The organism is Hymenobacter cellulosilyticus, from assembly GCF_022919215.1.
GTDB lineage: Bacteria > Bacteroidota > Bacteroidia > Cytophagales > Hymenobacteraceae > Hymenobacter > Hymenobacter cellulosilyticus.
On record NZ_CP095046.1, the window covers coordinates 2,755,768 to 2,775,067 of the forward strand.

At 59.2% G+C, this 19,300-nt stretch carries 18 protein-coding genes and 1 pseudogene; 14 read left to right on the plus strand and 5 right to left on the minus strand.

The window, feature by feature from the left end; all coding sequences use genetic code 11:
* Positions 1 to 87 precede the first annotated feature (87 nt).
* The 5 genes and pseudogenes from MUN79_RS13485 (at position 88) to MUN79_RS13505 (ending at position 6,085) form a co-directional block, all read left to right on the plus strand.
* Positions 88 to 1,071, plus strand: coding sequence for a TonB-dependent receptor plug domain-containing protein (locus MUN79_RS13485; RefSeq protein ID WP_244678122.1), 984 nt, complete (start codon positions 88 to 90; stop codon positions 1,069 to 1,071).
* A 14-nt stretch (positions 1,072 to 1,085) separates the two neighbouring features.
* Positions 1,086 to 2,045, plus strand: coding sequence for a TonB-dependent receptor domain-containing protein (locus MUN79_RS13490; protein ID WP_244678331.1), 960 nt, complete (start codon positions 1,086 to 1,088; stop codon positions 2,043 to 2,045).
* A gap of 27 nt (positions 2,046 to 2,072) precedes the next feature.
* On the plus strand, positions 2,073 to 2,798 hold the full coding sequence (locus tag MUN79_RS13495) for an AAA family ATPase (protein WP_262923036.1): 726 nt from the start codon (positions 2,073 to 2,075) through the stop codon (positions 2,796 to 2,798).
* A complete protein-coding gene (locus MUN79_RS30055; RefSeq protein ID WP_262923037.1) occupies positions 2,768 to 3,052 on the plus strand; it encodes an AAA family ATPase in 285 nt (94 codons plus the stop codon). The genes MUN79_RS13495 and MUN79_RS30055 overlap by 31 nt, the downstream gene beginning before the upstream one ends.
* Positions 3,053 to 3,219: 167 nt before the next feature.
* Positions 3,220 to 6,085 (plus strand): annotated as a pseudogene (locus MUN79_RS13505) (MSEP-CTERM sorting domain-containing protein).
* A gap of 89 nt (positions 6,086 to 6,174) precedes the next feature.
* On the opposite strand, the gene MUN79_RS13510 reads toward MUN79_RS13505, so the two are convergent.
* Together MUN79_RS13510 and MUN79_RS13515 are read right to left on the minus strand one after the other, a co-directional pair.
* On the minus strand, positions 6,175 to 6,585 hold the full coding sequence (locus MUN79_RS13510) for a hypothetical protein (protein ID WP_244678125.1): 411 nt from the start codon (positions 6,583 to 6,585) through the stop codon (positions 6,175 to 6,177).
* Between the two features lie 156 nt (positions 6,586 to 6,741).
* Complete coding sequence (locus MUN79_RS13515) at positions 6,742 to 6,957, minus strand: hypothetical protein (protein ID WP_244678126.1); 216 nt, start codon at positions 6,955 to 6,957, stop codon at positions 6,742 to 6,744.
* A gap of 460 nt (positions 6,958 to 7,417) precedes the next feature.
* On the opposite strand from MUN79_RS13515, the gene MUN79_RS13520 reads away from it, so the two are divergent.
* Complete coding sequence (locus tag MUN79_RS13520) at positions 7,418 to 7,762, plus strand: hypothetical protein (RefSeq protein ID WP_244678127.1); 345 nt, start codon at positions 7,418 to 7,420, stop codon at positions 7,760 to 7,762.
* 84 nt (positions 7,763 to 7,846) lie between these two features.
* Here the strand turns inward: MUN79_RS13520 and MUN79_RS30060 are convergent, their stop codons facing one another.
* Both MUN79_RS30060 and MUN79_RS13530 read right to left on the minus strand, forming a co-directional pair.
* On the minus strand, positions 7,847 to 8,242 hold the full coding sequence (locus tag MUN79_RS30060) for a type VI secretion system baseplate subunit TssG (protein WP_262923063.1): 396 nt from the start codon (positions 8,240 to 8,242) through the stop codon (positions 7,847 to 7,849).
* Positions 8,134 to 8,880: a hypothetical protein gene (locus MUN79_RS13530; protein WP_244678129.1), complete on the minus strand. Its 747-nt coding sequence runs from the start codon at positions 8,878 to 8,880 to the stop codon at positions 8,134 to 8,136. Before MUN79_RS13530 ends, MUN79_RS30060 begins: the two co-directional genes overlap by 109 nt.
* Positions 8,881 to 9,042: 162 nt before the next feature.
* Here MUN79_RS13530 and MUN79_RS13535 point away from each other — a divergent pair, with 162 nt between their 5' ends.
* The 6 genes from MUN79_RS13535 (at position 9,043) to MUN79_RS13560 (ending at position 14,450) form a co-directional block, all read left to right on the plus strand.
* Complete coding sequence (locus MUN79_RS13535) at positions 9,043 to 9,888, plus strand: TssN family type VI secretion system protein (protein ID WP_244678130.1); 846 nt, start codon at positions 9,043 to 9,045, stop codon at positions 9,886 to 9,888.
* A gap of 162 nt (positions 9,889 to 10,050) precedes the next feature.
* Complete coding sequence (locus MUN79_RS13540; protein WP_244678131.1) at positions 10,051 to 11,178, plus strand: hypothetical protein; 1,128 nt, start codon at positions 10,051 to 10,053, stop codon at positions 11,176 to 11,178.
* Positions 11,179 to 11,211: 33 nt separating this feature from the next.
* Positions 11,212 to 11,961, plus strand: a complete 750-nt coding sequence (locus MUN79_RS13545; RefSeq protein ID WP_244678132.1) for a type VI secretion system transmembrane protein TssO — start codon at positions 11,212 to 11,214, stop codon at positions 11,959 to 11,961.
* Positions 11,898 to 12,110 (plus strand): hypothetical protein, encoded by a 213-nt coding sequence (locus MUN79_RS13550; RefSeq protein WP_244678133.1) that lies wholly within the window; start codon positions 11,898 to 11,900, stop codon positions 12,108 to 12,110. Before MUN79_RS13545 ends, MUN79_RS13550 begins: the two co-directional genes overlap by 64 nt.
* A 48-nt stretch (positions 12,111 to 12,158) precedes the next feature.
* Positions 12,159 to 12,584, plus strand: coding sequence for a GPW/gp25 family protein (locus MUN79_RS13555; protein ID WP_244678134.1), 426 nt, complete (start codon positions 12,159 to 12,161; stop codon positions 12,582 to 12,584).
* A gap of 120 nt (positions 12,585 to 12,704) precedes the next feature.
* Entirely contained in the window at positions 12,705 to 14,450 is a 1,746-nt protein-coding gene (locus MUN79_RS13560) for a type VI secretion system baseplate subunit TssF (protein WP_244678135.1), read from the plus strand.
* Between the two features lie 72 nt (positions 14,451 to 14,522).
* On the opposite strand, the gene MUN79_RS13565 is transcribed toward MUN79_RS13560, so the two are convergent.
* Entirely contained in the window at positions 14,523 to 16,946 is a 2,424-nt protein-coding gene (locus tag MUN79_RS13565) for an ATP-dependent Clp protease ATP-binding subunit (RefSeq protein ID WP_311136741.1), read from the minus strand.
* A 465-nt stretch (positions 16,947 to 17,411) separates the two neighbouring features.
* Between MUN79_RS13565 and MUN79_RS13570 the strand changes: the two genes are divergently transcribed.
* Together MUN79_RS13570 and MUN79_RS13575 are read left to right on the plus strand one after the other, a co-directional pair.
* On the plus strand, positions 17,412 to 17,852 hold the full coding sequence (locus MUN79_RS13570) for a hypothetical protein (protein ID WP_244678136.1): 441 nt from the start codon (positions 17,412 to 17,414) through the stop codon (positions 17,850 to 17,852).
* 48 nt (positions 17,853 to 17,900) lie between these two features.
* Complete coding sequence (locus MUN79_RS13575) at positions 17,901 to 19,277, plus strand: DUF5458 family protein (protein ID WP_244678137.1); 1,377 nt, start codon at positions 17,901 to 17,903, stop codon at positions 19,275 to 19,277.
* Positions 19,278 to 19,300 lie beyond the last annotated feature (23 nt).

Below are 19,300 nucleotides of genomic sequence, written 5' to 3' on the forward strand. Positions count from 1 at the left end.
TTGGCAAGTCTGCTGATCAGGCCTTTGGAGTTATTCAAGAGTATGAACCCACGATTATGGTTAGCGGCGGCAGTTAGCGTCGTAACAGTGCAAAATAGCCGCGCCCAAACCCAGCCCACGGCCCCGGATACGGCCCGGACCCTGCCCGAAGTACAGGTGACTTACCAGGCTGAGCGTCGCACGCCCGTCACCTTTCTGGATTTGAGCGGCCGGGAGCTGGAGCGCCGCAGCGTGGGGCAGGAACCGTCCTTTCTGCTGGCCGAAACGCCCGGTATTACCGCCTATTCCGACGCCGGCAGTACCCAGGGCTACGCCTACTTCCGCCTACGCGGCATCGACCAGACCCGCATCAACACTACGCTGAACGGGGTGCCGCTCAACGAGCCGGAAGATCAGGGCGCGTATTTTTCCAACTACCCCGACCTGCTTAACTCCATCAGCAAGATGCAGGTGCAGCGGGGCGTGGGCACGACTCAAAACGGAACGGCCAGCTTCGGGGGCAGCATCCAGCTGTTTTCCCCGTCATTGCGCCAGGATTCGGCTTCGGCCACCGTGGGACTGGGCTATGGCTCCTTTAACAGCTACCGGGCCTTTGCCGAATATGCCAGCGGCCTGCGCGGCCGCAAGGCCCTGTACGTGCGGGCTTCCCAGCTGCATTCCGACGGCTACAAGGACCGTTCGGCCAATACGTCCCGCTCGGCCTTCGTGAGCGGTGGGCTGTTTTACGACAAGACTACCTGGAAGCTCAACGTACTGGCCGGGCACCAGCAAAACCAGCTGGCCTGGCTGGGCGTGCCCGACTCGGTGCTGGCCGTCAACCGGCGGGCCAACGTGAATGGGCCCGAGAATGACCGGTTCGACCAGGGGCTAGTGCAGTTCCAGAACACCTGGCAGCCGACGGCCGGCACCGTGGTGAATACCAGCGTGTACGCCTCCTTTCTGAAGGGCAACTACGACTTCGACCTCAACAGCTTTCTGGGCCTGCCCTCCAAAGCCGAGCTCTACAACTACGCTTTCCAGTCCAGCTTCTGGGGGCCTACACGTCCTACGCCCGGCAGCTGGGTCGCCTAACCTGGACCAGCGGCCTGCATGCCAACACCTACCAGCGCCGGCACACCGGCAGTGAGCTGGCGTTGGGGCAGCTGTACCAGAATACCGGCCGCAAGCGGGAGGCCAGCGCCTTTACCAAGCTGGAGTACGAAGTGCAGCGCTTCACCCTGTTTGCCGATGTGCAGGGCCGCACCGTCGCCTTCGACTATAGTGGCTCCGTGCCGCTGGGTACCCTGGACTGGCAGTTTTTCAATCCCAAAGCCGGAGTGAGCTTTGCCGCTACCGACCGGGCCACGCTTTACTACAGCCTGGGCCGCACCGGCCGGGAGCCCACCCGCAACGACCTGTTTGGCGGCAGCGACGACCTGCTGGCGGATGCCGACGGCAAGGCCCTGCTCACCAGCCCCAAGGCCGAGTACGTGCTTGACCAGGAGCTGGGGCTGCGCTACCGGCGCACCGGCCTGGAACTAGGGGTAAATGCCTACTACATGGATTTCAAGAACGAAATCGTGCTCAACGGCAAGTTCGGTCCGAATGGACTGGCCCTGACCAACAACGTGAAAAGCAGCGTACGTACCGGCCTGGAAGCTACAGCCCGGTGGCAGGCGTCGCGGCACTTCTTTCTGCTGAATAACTCGGCCTTCAACTACAGCCGCATCCGGGAGCAAAGCGAGAAATTCCGGCCGGTACTCACGCCAGCTTTGATTCTCAACCAGGAGGCCACGTACCAGGCCGGGCCCTGGGCTTTCACCCTGAACGGCCGCTACCAAAGCCGCTCTTTCATTGATTTTGCCAACTCGGCCACGATAGGGGAGTACGCCCTGCTCAATGCCCGGGTGCAGTTTAGCACGTGCCACTACCAGCTCACGGCCTTCGCCAATAACCTCACGGACACGAAGTACTTCAACAACGGCAGTGTGGAGCTCGACGGGACTCGGAAGTATTTTGTGCAAGCACCCCGCAATTATTACCTCAGCTTCCAGTACATCTTCTAGCCCAGCGGGCCGCTGCATGACGCACGTATGATTAAGGGCTTCGTTTTCGGTAAGTTTCTGCCTTTTCACCGCGGGCACGAGCAGCTCATCCATTTCGCGCTCCGGCACTGCGACCGGCTCACCGTGCTGGTATGCGCCAGTGACCTGGAAACCGTGCCCGGCCCGTTGCGCCAAGCCTGGATTCAGGAAACCTACGCCACCGAAGCCCGCGTGTACGTGCAGCTGCTCGAATACCGGGAAAGTGAGCTGCCCAACACCTCCGAAACGTCTCTGCCCGTGGCCACCGTATGGGCCGACCTGTTCCAGCAGTTCTTGCCTGGATACTCGGTAGTGGTTACCTCAGAGCCCTATGGCGAACTGGTGGCCGCCCGCATGGGCATCCGGCACGTGGCCTTCGATATGGCCCGGCAGCTGGTGCCCGTGTCGGCTTCGCTCATTCGGGCCGACCGGCAGCGGTACTGGTCGTTTTTGCCCGTCAGCGTTAGGCCCTACTACTGCCGCAAGGTGGTAGTGCTAGGCGCTGAGTCGACGGGCAAAACTACCCTGGCTACCCAGTTGGCCGCGCATTTTGCAGCTTCCCTGGTTTTGGAAGCCGCCCGTGACCTGATTGCCGACTCCAACCACTTCACGGAGGAAGATCTGCAGCTGGTGGTGGCCGAGCACACCCGCCGCATTGCCCAGGCCGAGCGGGGCCCAGCGCCCTTGTCGTCATCGATACCGACGTGCACATCACCCAGTCGTACGCCCGGCTGACTTGGGGCCAGGAGCTGCCCGTAGACGTTGGCGTGTACGCCACCCAGCGCGCCGACCTGTACCTGTATCTGGCCGCCGACGTGCCCTTTGTGCAGGACGGCACCCGCCTGGCCGCGCCCGAGCAGTTCCGCCTTGACCTTTCGCACCGGCAAACCCTGCACGACCACAACGTGCCAACAGTGGAGCTGAGCGGCAGTTGGCAGCAGCGCTTCGAACGAGCCGTAGCATTAATTCAGCAGCTACTCGCAGAATAAGCCGGCCGGGCAGAAGGGAAATGCCACGTCGTCACGCTTTTTGGCGGGCTGCAATAGGCTTATTCAGGCTTTAGAACAGCGAAGATGAAATATACTTTGTATTGCAAAGTTCTTTGATGTACGTTTGGCCCGTCGAAAATCCAGATACACCTATCGGCTCTACTGCTATGCGCAACTTGCTAAATCCGAAGTGGCTTTTGCTGCTCAATACACTGCCCTGATAATAATGGCCGTGCTGTGCTACGGCGAGTTTGCGGTAGTACAGTCGCTGCTGCCGGCCCCGAGCGTGGCGCTGTGGCAGCGGTTTGGGCTGGCCCTGGCCGGACTGGGACTGAGTACGCTGGGCTACGCGCTGTTTCTGATCTGGCGCGGCCGGTCGGTAGGACCCGAGTTTAGCATTCTGGCGCTGGCAACTCATCTGGCTTTTGTCGTGGTGTATCTGAACTACGATACCCAGCTTCTGCCCCAGAAGTGCCGCGCTGGATGGTGCCCACCGACCTGCTGCTTTATGTGGGCACTTTCCTGATGCCCACGCTGGCCTACGCCTTGTTTGCCCTAGTCGTGCGCCTCACGCCCACCGACCCACTGCCGCCGGTGGCCATCAATTTTCTGCTGGCCTTTGTGGGGCCGTTGGCGTGGTATATTGTGCTTGTGCTGCCTTTCTCGGCCCTGGAGGTCATTTCCCCGAGCTGGTTCTGGAATGTAGCATTATCGGCCGTGCTGAGTGTAGGGGTGCTCGGTTTCCTATTTTTCCTGGTCCGCGGCGTGTATATCATGGGGCTACGCCGGGCCGAAGACGCCGAGTTGCACTTCGTCTGGAAGCTGCTGGTGAGCCTGCTACTGCCGCTGGTGGGTCTGCTGGTCAATAACGGGCTTTTCTGGGGTAGCTTGTTTAATGCCAATAGTCGGGAAGACGGCATCTTCGGCAACTTTAACGACCCCTGGTTTTACATCCTGGCAGTGCTCAACGGCATTCTGCTTTGCATTCCGGATCAGGCCAACCGCTGGGCGCGGCTGGTGGTGTTTCTGGGGCGCTGCGTGTTGCTGAGCTACACGTTCTACTTTTTCGTGGTTTTCCTGCCGTATCTGCCCCTGTCCATTCTGGCCATCATTCTCATCGGCCTGGGCTTTCTGATGCTCACGCCCCTGATTCTGCTGGTGGTGCACGTGCGGGAGCTAGCCACCGACCTGGAGTATCTGCAGCAGTTTTTCTCCCGCCGCTGGCTGCAGGCGGGGCTGGTGGCCGGGGCTCTGGCTTTGCCGCTCGTTATTACGGGCCGCTACGTGCACGACCGCCGCACGCTGCACGAGGCGCTGGCCTACCGCTACAGCCCCGATTTCAGCCAGCCGTACGACCTTGACGCCCAGACCCTGGCCAGCACGCTTAAGGTAATCAAGCAGCACAAGGAGCGGCAATTTGACTTTTCGATGGGCCGGCAGGTGCCCTACCTTTCCACGTATTTCAACTGGCTGGTCCTCGACAATCTGACCTTGTCGGACGATAAAATTGCTTCCCTGGAACAGGTTTTCCTGGGCTCGGAGCCGGCAGTGGAGGAAGAGGAAGGCCCGCGCTTTACAGCCCAGGCCACTACCACGCGCCCAGCCCTGACCGGCCTCACCGCCCGCAGCCAGTACGATGCCCGGCAGCAGACCTGGGTAAGCTGGCTTGATCTGCAAGTAACCAATACCGACTCTACCGAAACGGCCGGTGAGTACAGCACGTCCTTGGCGCTGCCAGTGGGCTGCTTCGTGGGTGGGTATTACCTCGACATCAACGGGCGGCGGGAGCCGGGCATACTGTCGGAGAAAAAGGCGGCGGCCTGGGTCTACGCTCAGATTGTAAACGAAACCCAAGTCCGGGACCCGGGCCTACTGGCCTATGACGACCAGGGCCGCATCAGCCTGCGGGTGTACCCCGTGGTGCGGCAAGCGGCGCGTACTACCGGCATTCAGCTGCTGCACAAGGAACCCCTGGTGCTGACCGTAGATAACCGCCGCATTACCCTCGGCGACTCCACGGCCCGCCCGCTGACGGCGGCCATCCTGACGCCGGGTAAGGAAGTTGCCTACGTGAGTGCCGCGGCCAAGCAGCGCCTGCCGCTGGTACGCCGCACGCCCTACTACCACTTTCTGCTGGATGTGTCGGCAGCGGCCGGCAGCCAGAAAGCTGCCTATGCCCGCCGGGTAAAGGGTTTGCTGGCGGCGCAAGGCTCTACTGCCGCGGCCCGCTTTACCCTCGTTGACGCCTATGCCCAGCCCGTGACGGACCCTGCCAAGTGGGAAAACGAACTGGCTCAACACGAAAGTCAGGGCGGGTTTTACCTGGAAGGTGCCCTGCGGCAGGTGCTTTTCGATACCCAACAGCATCCCGGTCCTACGTACCCGGTCCTGGTAGTAGTGACCGACAAATTCGACCAGGCAATCCTGCCAGCCAACCTGGCTGAGCTAAGCAGCGCCTACCCGGAGAGTAACCATTTTTACTTGCTGGCCGCCGATGGTAGTCTGGAGCCGCACTCCCTGCGGCAGAATGCGCGGGCCGTGGTGGCTGAGCCCCAGTTGCCAACCACTGCCCGCCCGGTGCGCGCCTGGCCTTCCGCGGCCCGGCCTCAGGCCTACCTGTCCGACAATGGCGCGGCCGACATCGTGCTGAATCAGGCTGAGTTGGCCGTGCCCCCGGCCGGGACAGCCGGGAGCCGCTGGCAAACCGGCTTACTGCTGCATGGTTACCAGCAGTGGCAGGCGTTTCATCCCGCCGTCAGCGACGAGCAGCGCGTGCCGTTTCTGCAGGCCAGCTTCCGGACCGGCATCATGACGAGCTTCACGGCATATCTGGCCCTGGAGAATGACGCCCAGAAAGCAGCTCTGAGCCGCAAGCAGCAGCAGGTACTCAATGCCAATACCGCCCTCGACCTTGACGAAAGCACTGACAATACGACGACCAATGTGCCCATCGACGAGGAAGTGTGGGTGCTGCTGGCGGCGGGCCTGCTGTTGGCCTTTTTACAGCTGCGCCGCACCATACATCTGGGCTAAGGCTCCGGAATAAATGAAGCCCGGCGGCAGTTTATCCCACGCAGGACGAACCGCCGCCGGGCTTCGGCGTGCTTATGCCGGCTGTAAGACTACTGCGCAGCAATTGGTGCAGTGCGGCTTTCTCGGGGCTTTTGCACTAGGTAATAATAAAGTAGAATCAGCAGGCCGGTCAGGAAGGGAAGCAGCGCCATGTGCTTACCGGTGAGGCTACCCCAGACCCGCACGGTGTCGAAGCCGAAAAACTCACTGACCATCCAATAAGAGTTGGCCGATATCCAGAAAACAATGGCCAGGTTGTGCGCCAGCTCGGCCTTGATGTCGCGGGTGCGCCAGGTAATGAGCACGGCAATAATGAGGGTAGGGAAAATCATGGTCAGGCCCAAGGGCTTCCAGATCATGCACCAGCCGATGTCCTTGAGCAGCCAGAACAGGATGTGCATGTTTTCCATGCGGCGGTAGGGCGCCGGAATGGTGTAAAGCTGGTCGGTAGGCTCAGGCATGGCAATGGGGAGAAGTGAAGCCTGCAAAAATAGTGGCCCTTGTCAAAGATTATTCTTGCTGGCTCGAGTTGGCGTTGCCCCAGAGGCGTAGCTTCTGCACCGACAATAAAAAAGCCACCCCTTCGGGTGGCTGATTAGCAGATATTCGGTCGGGCGTTAGTTGAGCCACAGCTGTGCCACGGGTTCAAACCGCTGGCAGTTAAAGGCTCCGTAAGGCCGCTCGGCATAAAAACCCAGGACGTGCACCTGCAACTGGCCCGTACGGGCATTGGGACGGTACTGAACCGGATAAACGGCCCCGGTTTCGGGCCAGTCGCCAATGTGGTCGGTGGGCCGGCTGGTGGCATCAATGCAGCGGGCATACTGCTGCATGGGGAGAGGAAAAGGAAGGCTGGTCTTCTTCGTTCTGCGCATATCCAAAAATACGAATATTATTTTTAAGCTAAAAATATTAGGTAGAAAAAAAGCAGGATATTTAATCGAATACGGTTTATAGGGTAGGATTAAAAACATATTAAAGAGGAGAATCCGGAATGTTTTTTTACTTGGCTAGGAACTATTTTAAAGCGAATACGTCCGCTGTTGCTAATTTAATTAGTTGCAGAAGTTGGCGTTCTTGCTAACATCTGTTAGTCAAGTGGATATGGCTAACCATTTTAGACCTGACATGCCCAGTCTCTATCATCTTTGCGCCTAGCACAAAGTTCTTTTTCGCACTTAACCCAGTGAATATTATCCACTTTCTATGTATATAGTCCTGATTTTTTCCGCATCCCAAAGCGGCCCGCTACGTATCGGGTAGTATCCTGCCTTTTCTACAGACTGCTCTACTATGAATACCACCGCACCTTGCTTATTCTCTTCGCTGCCGGCGGCTCTGCAAAGCCGCTTTGTTCAGTTCTTGCGCCAGGAGCTTGGCGGTAGCCATAATACGGCCGTAGCCCCCGCCGACGAGTGGTTACAGGCCGCCCTGGTTGTGGACCCTACGATTCAGGTACACCCGGCCCGTGGTACTTTTTGGATTCGGCGCGGCCGCCAGGCCCTGGAAAACATAGCCCGCCACTACTTGGTGGTGCCCCGGCCGGTAGCCGAGCTGCTCGACCGGCACCAACTGCTGCGCGCCAACCCCGCCGATTACGGCCTGACGGATGAAGAGTGGCTGGCTTTGGCTTTATAAAAAAAGCTTTGTCACCAAAAATAAAAGACGAAAGCGGCCCGGTTGTCAACTGGGCCGCTTTCGTCTTTTTCAGCAGTAAGTAACTTACAAGCCGGCCGTTGTATAGCCTAGCACGGGCGCCTCACCATTGGGATCAGCCAATACAAAGGCTGGCGCTTCCTGTGCTACTTCGTAGCGCAGCACCACATCGGTTTCGAAAGCAATAAAGTACTGACAGAGCAGCTGCAGTGCCCGGGCTTGCCAACTGTCCGACAGAAAGCCTTCTAACGCCTCCGTCGTCAGTTCCGGCAAGCTAATTTCCAGTGCGGGTAGGGTTTCCTGGTACATACCGCCCAGCACAAACTGCCGGCCTAGCTCCAGGTTGCCCAGGCTTAGTCCGCCGCTATTACTCCGGCAGCCGGGGCCACCGTGGGGGTAGCAAAGCGTAGGGGAGCCACCGTACGCAGAACCACGGGCGTTTCCAGCACGCTCTCGAAGCAGCGGCGGGTGAGTTCCAGGTCGCCGGTGATGCGGTGAGCCAGGGGCAGCAGGTACAGCAGGGTGGTAATCTGCCGGGCGGGCAACTGGCCTTCCAGGTTCCAGAAGCGGGCCAGTACCTCGTTGTACCACTGCGCCGACAGATTGGTCATGTAGCGCCGCTCTTCCTGCTCAAGCAGCACCCGGAAGCGGTAAAATTCCTGCTCCAGCGGCAGAAAGAACCGGCGGGCGGCTTTTTCCTTGCGCCGCTGGATCTGGATTTCCTCCACCATGGGCTGCACACCGGGGCGGGGAGTGGGGTCGGTGGGGTGGTGAAACAGCTCCTGCGGCAGGGCATCGTAGAGACCTTCCCGGTGCACCTCGACGGTAGTCTTGGGCGAGCTCCAGCGGTCAGTCTGCTCTTCGGCCGTAGTGCCCAGGTCGCGGCGGTAGCGGCGGGCAAAGAGGCTGACGGGCCGGACGATAAAATCGTCAAACTGGTAACCGTGGGCCAATAGGTCGGCCAGTACTACCTCCAGCCGCAGGTCAATGGGGCGGCGGCGCAGCTCCGCAAACAGCTGTTGCAGAGTAGAAACCGGCCGGGCAGGGGCTACTGGGGGCTGCACACTGGGGTAGAGCGGTTCAGGACTGGATTTTGGCATAGTATATTTTTTCTGACAACTTACATCCGATTATAGCCCGGATGGGGATAAACACAGCGGTTTGCGCCGACTTGCTACCTTATCCGAACGAGTACCCAAACTATTACTTCTTGTCGAACATGGGCCGGCGCTGGTCCGTAGTTCGGCAAATATTGCTGATATATGCTTACTCCCAATCCTGAGGCTCAGGCCCGCAGCACTGTCACGACGGCCTTGTCGAATGCCCGCTCCAGCGTGCAGGGCAACCCAACCTTCATCAGCACGCTGCTTTATGTACTGGCAGTAGTCTTCATCTTCGCCGTGGTTGGCTTGGGCGCGGCTTATAGCCCCTGGTCGTATAAGCTGACGTTTTTTCTGGTGATGCTGGCGTCCTTGCTGCTGGGCTTTGCGCACGTAGAGGCTATGCCGCGCTGGCTGTCGTGGTTTAGCCCCGAGTCGAACTGGCACGGGCCACTACTGACGGGGCTGACCTGGCTGGCCGCCAGCCTGGGCCTAGCCTTGTCGAGCTGGATACCCTGGTTTACGCCCGTCACGCCGTCTCTGGCTTTCGTAACGGCTGCCATTCCGGTGGCCACGCCCTATTTTTTCCTGGCCGCTTACCAGGCCTGGCGGCAGGTTCCGGTCAAGCAGTACAAGCTCTGGTATTACAATCCCAGCGCGTCCAGCCCCGACCTCTCGCGCATGGACCTGAGCAACTTCATGGTGATTCACTTCTGGATGTCGCGGCGCTACGGGGAGTCGCTGTTTCACGACTTCTCCTCGAAGGCACCCTACGAAATGCGCTTCAGCGACCTGTTTCACATCTTTCTGACCGATTACAACCTTATTAAGCCCGAGCAGGCCATTCAGTACCTGGACAATGACGGGCGCTCCTACGGCTGGATTTTTTACGCCAAACAGCCTTGGTGGAAGCCGCGGCGCTACTTCAATCCGGATTACACATTCCGGGATAATTTCATTAAACAGGGAAATATTATTGTAGCCAAGCGCGTCGCGGTGCAGAGCTAAGTGCTCGTCGGAACTGCCCGGGGCCGCATAATATGGTGGCACTTGCCTAATTTGCAGCGGCCTAGTATCTGCCAATAGCTATTTCTGTATTCTTTTCTCCTTTCTCGCGGCTTACTTATGCTACCCGAAATCAAGCATTACCCGGTAAACTGGGTTGACGGAATGAAAATTTCCCGTCGGCATTTCACTGAGCTTGAGCAATTCACTACCGAGCACCTGCGCGATGCTACAGCCCTGAGCCTGAGCACCCACCGCTACGGTTTGCTGCCCGCCGATCCGCAGGGACTGTCCTCCTTCGAGCTCCTGCTCAGCGTTGACCACCAGCAGGCCGTCACGGCGCGGCTTACGCACTGCCGGGCCGTCACGGCCGGGGGCGCCCGCATCGAGCTCACCGGCACCGAGCCCCTGACGTATCGCACCAGCCTGGCTCAGCTGCTGACCGAGTTTAACCTTACTGCTACCGAGCAGCTTCGCTTCCACGTGGTCGTGTCGGTAAACCCCTACGTGCGGATCCCGATGGGGGCACCGGCCGCTGAGGAGGTTCCGCCGCGCCACCCCTACACCACGCCCGAATACCAGCTTAGCGTAGTGCCGGCCCTGCAACTGAACTCAACCCAGGTCAGCTCTTTTCACCTGGTAGTAGGTGAGCTAGTGTACGAGGAAAGCGTATTGCGGCCAGTGGCTCAGTTTATTCCGCCCAGCATGGCACTGCTCAGCCATCCGGCACTGCTCAAGTGGCTGCATCAAACCGAGCACCTGCTGCAGGAAATTGAGACCGAGGCTTTCCGCGTGATTCATAAGGTGCGCATGCGGCCCGACAAAAAGAACACCCTCAGCGAACTGGTACACCTGGTGGCCGAGCGGCTCGTAACGGCCCTGGCCCAGGAGCTGATCGGCCTGCACTTCACCGCCGCCGCGCAGCCGCCGGTAGAGCTGCTCAGTACCCTGATGCGCCTGGCCAAGCAGTTCAAAACCAGCTTGTACTGCCTCACGGAAGCCGAGCGGGAGGAGCTGCTGAAGTACTTCGAGCAGTGGTCCGAGATTCTGCCAGCCACGTTGCTCAACTCCCTGCAGGAAGCCACCACCGCCCGCTACGACCCGCTGGATGTGCACGGCAGTTTGCAGGAGCACTACGCGCTGTGGCAGCTGGTCGCCACTATTTTCCGCCAGCTCAGCCAGCTCGAGTACATCGGCAAAAACAAGGAAGGCTGGAAAACCTTCATCAATGAAAATCCGGTGGCAGCTTCCACGGCGCCCGAGAAGCCCGCTACCCGCTGGAATCCTTTCTAGCCCCAGTCCTTTCCCGACCTTCCTCGTCCTTTCATGAAACCCCTCAACCAAGCTGAACGCACCACCCGCCTGTGGAAATTTGCCTTGCTGTATCTGCTGGCCTTGGTTATACCGGTCACCGCGTCGTATTTCCTGTTTTCGGATGGTGCTACGGCCGCTGAAAACGCGCGGCTGAAAAAGGAGCTGGCCCAGACCAAGGATGAGCAGCAGCGGCTGCTGACCCAGATGGATACGCTGACCAAGCACCTGCAACGCATCGACTTCACTGACCGTGAGCTGCGCGCCGAAACCAATGACGTGGTAATAGGGGAGCTCAACAAGCGCACCCAGGATTACCTGAACTCCATTGCCCTGTCCCTGAACGAGCTGCGGCGCGACTCGGCCCGGATGCAGATGGTAGCCAATAAGCGCATTGCCCAGAACGTGCTGCGTGACTTCGACCTGTTCCGCAACAACCGCAGCACCATTGATTTCCTGCGCCTTTCCCTCGATAAGCGTGGCATTGACGTGTCGGGTAAGGAAGAGTTGGCCGCCGAGCTAGCCCAGACTAAGCAGTTGCTGGCTACTTACCAAGCTGCCGCAGCCAACCGCCCGGCCCCGATGCCTTCCGGTGGCGGGGAGGAGGCGGTGGCGGGAGCAGCAGTGGCGGCGGGGGTGGCGGCAGCGGCCGGAGCGCCGAGCTCCAGCGCAACCTGCTTGATGCCCAGCAGCAGGTTAGCTTGCTCGAAGACAAAGTCACGTTTGCCAATGCCGACTGCCTGCGCCTGCGCGCCGCCGCTGTAGGTGGCAAGCGCCGCCGCGAAATGCTGGAGCAGGCCCGTAAGTCGTATTTGACCATTCTGCAGAATCCCAGTTCGGGCGACATGAAGGAAACCGTCGAGAAAATGGTCGAGGTTATTGACCAGGAGCTGAAAAAAGGCATTTTCAACTAAGCTGCCCCCGGCCCTAACCGTGGGGTGGGCGGCTGTTTTCGGTCCGCTATGAGCAACGAGTATTACCGGCTTCCCCTCGATTTTGAAACCCTGTTGCAGCGCCGGGCTCTGCCGCGCTGCTCGGAGGAGGAGTCCATTGCCCAGCACCTGTATCTGATGCTGACCACCTACTTTGGCGAGTCGCGCTACGACCCGGGCTTCGGCTGCCTGGTCTGGGAGCAGGATTTTGAGGCCATGACCAACATGCGCTGGAAAGACGCCGTGCAGCGCTCCGTAGAGGAAACCGTCCGCAGCCACGAGCCCCGGCTGGAGCAGGTGAAAGTGCTGGTGGGTGTGGATGACTTCGAAATGAAAGGGGTAAACCAGCGGATTCGGAAGCGGCTGGAAGTGACGGTCAAGGCCGTGCTGCACCGCACCAACGAGCCGTTTGCCTTCCGCGCCAGCCTGTTTGTGGCGCCTTTATCTGTTAGCTAATTCAGTTGTTATTCTTTTCAGTGCCCGCATGACGCCCTCGCCCGACGATTTCACCAAATCCGCCATTAAAACCCGCCTGACCCACAAAGCCGCCGAGCTCTGGGCTACAGTGAGGCCGAAATGGAGGGGTTTGACCCTTTGGTGCAGATGCTCATGGAAGCCTGCGCCGTGGAGCTGGAAAAAATCGGGCAGGAAATTCACAGCACCCAGCACCGCTTAGTGGATCGGCTGGCCAGCTTGCTCAACCCCGACGTGGTGGACGCCCCACGCCCGGCCCACGCCGTGGCCCAGGCCTTACCCCGCGAAGCCCAGGCCATTCTGCCCTCCGACGCGCAGTTTGTGTACCAGCGGCCCGCCGCCGGCCGGCAGGTGAGTACGCAACCGGTATTCTTCTCCCCACTCCAAACTACTAGCCTGACCCACGGACGGGTACGTTACCTAGCCACCGACACCGTGCTCTGGCAGCTGGAATCGAGCTTGCAGAAGCGCGTAGTGGCCCAGGCGGCTACGGCCCTGCCCACCGAGCACCGCCGCCTGTGGATTGGCCTGGAGCTGGACCCGGAAGTGACGTCCTTGGCTAGCTTAGGGTTTTACCTGGATTGGGCCAATGAGCCCCAGCGCCAGGTGTTTACCTCGTTTTTGCCCGGTGAGTCGTGGCGTCTGGGCGAGGCCCAACTCACCGTGGAGCCTGGCCTACGGGAAGAAGGGGCTACCGAGACATTTCTGCACCAGGAATACGATTTTCTGCAGCGCGTGGAACAGCACGTCCGGGCCGTGTATGCGCCACACTTTGTGCGAGTAGGAGGTGGGCCGGCCGCCGACCTGACGGCGTATGTGCCGCGGCCTTACCCGGCCGCCTTGGCTGCGCAACTGCCGGCTGCGGCCCTGGCCCAGCTGACGCAGCCGCTGGTGTGGCTGGAAGTGCGCTTTTCCCACGCTCTGCCGCCCGAGGCGCTGACGAACCTGCTCTGCGCCACCAACTGCTTTCCGGTGCTCAACCGCCGCCTGCACAAGCGCCTGTTTCGGCTGCAGCAGGCCCTGAACATCTTCCCGCTCGATTCGGAGGAGCCATTTTTGGCCATGCGTGAGGTCTATAGCCTCAACAACGTGGTGTACCGCTCTACTTCCCTAACCGGCCTGCAGGACTCCCAAACCGACACCTACACGCTTCGCTCGCACGGCGTAGGCCGCTTCGATGCCCGTACCGGCAAACAGGCCCTAGGACAGCTGCTAGAATTGTTGCGCGATGAAAGCCGGGCCTTTACGGCCACCGGCACCGATTTTATTTCCTCTACCCTGCGGGAGTTAAACCAGAACCTGGCCCGGCTGGAAGAGCGCCTGGGCCGCGACGCCACCGCCCAAAGCACCGCGCCCTACGTGCTGCTGCGCCCCCACGACGTGAACGACAGTGTATTCCTGGAGTACTGGTCGTGCGACGGGGCTGCGGCCAACCGCCTGGCACCAGGCAGCCGTCTGCAGGTCTACGACGGGCAGTATCTCGACGAAGTGCAGCTCCTTACCACTACCATCGGGGGGCAGGAGCGACCCCGGCCCGAGGAGCGGGTGCACGCGCTGCGCAAAAATCTGCTCAGCCGCAACCGTATCGTGACCCTGGAGGACATTAAAGCGGCTTGCTGGGCCGAGCTGGGCAGTCAGCTGGCGCTGGTGCAGGTAGAGAAAGGTTTCCGCAACGGTACCACGCCGGAGTCGGGCTTTGTGCGCTGCATTCGGGTCGTGCTGACGCCATCGGCCTCCAGCCGGCTGTCGGGGCCCGAATGGCAGCAAACGGCCGAAGACCTGCAGATAACCCTGGCCAGTCAGTCGGCCATGAACCTGCCTTATGAGGTGATGATCAAGAACGTGTAGCTGCAAAGTAGCTAAGAACTAAAAAGGGCCAGCGTACTGCTGGCCCTTTTGTTTGATTACCCGAATGAGGCGCTATACCTGCTCTACTGGTGCGGCGGTAGTTTCCCAGGTTAGTTCCTCGGCTTCGGCCTGCTTGCTGAGCGCAATGACCGAGCCTTTGCCCACTTCGCCGGAAATAATCATGCGTGAAATTGGGCGGCGCAGCTGCTGCCGGATAACGCCCTTGATAGGTCGGGCTCCGTAGCGCGGCGTGAAGCCCGACAAGGCTAGGTGGGTACGGGCCTCCTCAGACAGTTCCAGGGTAATGCCTTGCCGGCGCAGCTGCTCCTGCAGGGGCCGCAGGTGAATGTCGAAAATCTGCACCACGTTTTCCTCGGAAATCGGGGCGAAGGGCACTATTTCGGTGAGCCGGGCCAGGAATTCGGGTCGGAAATGGCGGCTCATGGTTTCCATCAGCGTGTTGGTAGCCGGAATTTGGCCTTCGCCAAACGACTTGATAATCTGCTCACTGCCGATGTTGGAGGTGAACAGAATAACGGCGTTGGAAAAGTCGCCTTCCCGGCCCAGCCGGTCGTGCAGGCGGCCTTCGTCCAAGATCTGCAGGAAGATGTCGAAGACCGAGCTGTGGGCCTTTTCGATTTCGTCGAAGAGCACCACCGAGTAGGGTTTCTCCCGAATCTTGTTGACCAGCATGCCGCCTTCCTCGTAGCCCACGTAACCGGGAGGTGCCCCGTAGAGCAGGGCCGCCGAGTGCTCCTCCTTGAACTCCGACATATCGAAGCGAATCAGGAAGGACTCGTCGTTGAATAAAAAGTCGGCCAGGGACTTGGCCAGCTCGGTTTTGCCCGTGCCGGTGGGGCCCAGCAAAAAGAACGAGCCAATGGGCTGCCCGGCTTTGATCAGGCCGGAGCGCGACTCCAGAATAGCCTCGCACAAGGCTTTTACCGCGTGGTTCTGACCCACCACGCGCTGCTGCAGCGTCTGATCCATGTTGAGCAGTTTGTCCCGCTCGTTGCTTTGCAGCTTGCCCAGCGGAATTCCCGTTTTGCCGGCCACCACAGCCGCCACGTCGGCCCGCTCCACGCTGTCCTTCTTGGTGCCCGACAATGCCACCACGGCCGCCAGTAGCTCCCGGATGTAGGCTTCCAGCGGCTCCGAGGTTTCAAGCGTATCGGGCTGCTGCTCCTGGTCGAGTTGGTTGAGCCAGAGGTGGCTTACCTGGTTCTGCACCTGGTACAAAAACCACCGCAGCTCCTTCATATAATCGGCTTCTTCCAGCTCCGAGCCGCGGGCAGCCAGGGCCTCGAAGTCCTGCTGTAGTTGCTGCAATTCGGCCTCAGCATGGCTGTCGAGCATGCGGATGGCGGCCATGGTGCGGTCTACCAGGTCGATGGCCGAGTCGGGCAGCTGCCGGTCTTTGATGTAGCGCTTGGCCAGGCGCACGGCCTCACTCACCGTGCCTTCGCCAATCTGCAGGCCATGGTGGGCCGCGTAGTGGGGCAGCACGCTTTCCAGCATCCGCTCGGCTACTACTACGCTGGGCTCTTCCACCCGCAGCACGTCGAAGCGGCGGTTGAAGGCTTCGTCGGCCTCAATGTACTGGCGGTACTCGTCATTCGTAGTGGCTCCGATAACGGTAATTTCGCCTCGGGCCAGCTCCGGCTTCAGTAGCTGGGCAATGCCCGCGCCGGCCGAGCCTTTGGGGTCCAGCAGCACATGAATTTCGTCGATAAACAGAATGGCCCGGGTGTACTGCTTGATTTCGGTCAGCACGCTCTTAATCCGGTCCTCTACTTCACCTTTGTAGGAAGCACCGGCCACCAACGTGCCCAAATCCAGCTCAAACAGCACCACCTGCTGCAAATGCGTTGGTACCTTCTTCTGCACAATCTGCTGGGCAAAACCCTCTACCAGCGCCGACTTGCCCACGCCCGGCTCCCCAACCAGCAGCACGTTGGGCTTGGTGCGCCGGCCCAGAATTTCGGCCATCTGCCGCGTTTCCCGGTCGCGCCCCACAATGGGGTCCAGCTTACCGGCCGCGGCTTCCTCCGTCTTATTTACGCAGTACGTAGCTAGTGCCCCAGCCTTGGCAGTCGGTGCGGCGCGGTCGGAAAGGGGGGCGGTAGTTTGTCCGTCAGCCCCCACAGCCAGGGGCTGCTGGGCCTCCGGCTCAGCAGCACTCATTACCTCGCGCTGCGTCAGGGGCAAGGATTTGAGTTGCTCTTCGGTAAAGGCCAGACCCGGGCGCAGCAGCGCCGCCAACAGGCTCAGCGGGTCGGTTTGCTCTTTGGCCAGTTGCAGGGCCACTAGGTCGGCCACTTCCAGCACCGGTTTAAGCTGGGTATCCTGACTGGGCATCTCAGGCGGCCTCGTCGATTTAGGCAAGCCTTCCAGCCGCACCTCTGCCCACTCCCGCAGGTAGTGAATGTCTTTGTCGAGCTCAATAGCCAACCAAGAGGCTAGGCCTATTTCATTGTGCAGCAGGGCCGTCAGCACGTGGGGGCGGCGTAATACTCGTGGCGGTATTCGTGGGCCACGGCTTGGGCGATATGCAGGGTGCGTTTTAGTTCGTCGGAGTAAGACACGGAAAAAAAAGAATAGGGTAGATGGATGGCAGGATGAATAGCTACGCTCAGGCCGGAACCTGGGCTGTAACCGGCATACGCAACGCGCCGCGGCGGGGCCGCCCGAATTGCGGCAAATGGTTTCTAACAGGCTAGAAACCTGTTAAAAAACCACTGAAACTCGACTATCCCGAACTATTCAATATCGGAAATCGTAAATATCAGGGAAAATGTGCAAGCCCTTAGACGAGGACTCCACAGTACTTGGGCTGCTGCTCAAAATTAGTAGCGTTAAAGTATTGTATTTCCTGAATTAATGTACCTTTCGGCTCAAGTAGGCCGTATAGAAATCGTCTAACGGATTGATATTTCATCATTTAGTCATAAAACTGTTTCTATGTTCAACTACGGAATCGGCGGACAAGAGCGCAAGCTTGACAACGCACAGGAGTCCATCTCAGACATTCCCCTGAATCGGACTTTGCTGGTACAAAAGCTGACGGCCGACCCGCCTTTGCGGGCTAAAATTGTAGAAGGCTTACGTACGCCCGAGGCGGTCTTTGCGCACTTCAAGCCCGAAGTTGCCGTGGAGTTCGAGAAAGAGGATGGCTCTATTATCCCCGAGAAACTCCAATTCGAAACCCTGGGCGATTTCGGTAAGCAGGGCATCATCAACCAAAGCAATTTCCTGCAAAGCCTCGATACGGAGGCGGATAACCTGCAAAAATTGCTGCGCCAGCTTAAGTCGAACAAAATTTTGAAGTCAGCGCTGGAAAACCCCGAAACCAAAGCGGCGTTTCTGGCGGCTATCGAAGCCATGATAAGCGAGCTGGACTAGCTCGCGGCTGATTTCTTCACGCTTTATACTCAGTAGGGAACCACCCATATGGCCACCGAAAACCAAGATATTGCCTCCACTGCCGGCGCTGCCCGGGAACGGGAACTCGCGCCGCGCCTTGAACAGAATGCGCAGGCCCTGGCCAAGTTTGGCGGCTTCGACCTGCTCGAAACCACCATCGACGGGGCTTCCAACCTAAATCCGGAGAAGAAAGCTCGTAAAAAAATCTTCCTGACGGAGGAAAGCAAGAAGGCCGACCGGCAGCAGCTTAAAAAGCGGCTGGCTTTGTGGCACTCCGTGCTCAGCGAGTCTGATTCGGTGGCTGATGCAGTGCAGAAAAGCGAGGAAAAGGTAGAGTCGGCTAAAAACCAGCTCACCGATAACCTGAAGAAGGCCATTGAGGCTACTCATGATCTGGAGCAGGCGTACCGCTCAGTAACGCTGTTTTACCGCAATACCGACCAGAACGAAATCAAGAACATCTCCATCCTCAATGCCGACAAGGAGCAGCTGCAGGACCTGGATAATACCACGTTCATTGACGCCGTTTCGGACGAGCTGGAGCAGAACTACGACCGGCTTGACTTGCGCGACAACTATTCGCTGCTGGTAATCCCAGGCTACCTGGGCTCTAATAAAGTCATTGACAAGTGGGCTAAAATCGCGCATAAGAACAAGGTGATGATGGTCACCGACTTCGAGCACTATGATTCTCCCGACGACGTCATTGAGCTATTCGACGAGGCCAACCTGACCGGTGCCGAAGCGCATAAGTCCAACGTCATTATGGCTTGCAACTGGCTGGTAGGCCGGGGCAAGCTGGAAGAAGTAGGCGAGGAGGAAGATTTGTTTGTGCCCCCATCCTCAGCCCTGGCCGGACGCATTTACAGCACCCTGGCGTCCCAAGTAACGGCTGGCCGTAAGCACGGTACACTCAATGAAGTGGATGGCGTACGCTTCCCATTGCGCAAGAGTGAGATTGCCAACATGGAAAAAATCGGTCTGGTACCGATGGTTAATGAGTATGGACGCGTAATGGCCTTCTCGGCCAAGACCTTGTTCAATGGCGACAATATCGGCCTGCAGACCTACTCGGTAGTGCGCGTGTTCGACCACGTCACCAAGGTGCTCATCGACTTCCTGAACCGCCGGGCTTTCGAAAACTGGGACCACAACGTGCGCATGGACATTCAAAGCCAGATCGTGCGTTTCCTGGATGGTATTGCTGGCCCGGGTAAGCTCATCGAGAAATTCTCCATCAAGAAGTTTGAGCGGGACCCCAATCAAAAGGACCGCATTTTGCTCGACATTCACATGGTGCCCTATTTCCCGGCGAAGACCTTCTTGGTGTCCCTGGATGGCACCAAAGGTGACGACCCAGATGCGCCGGGCCGTGACTGGAATGCCGAGTATAAGCAGCAGTAGAGCCGCGTGAGTTGTGTTGTGGA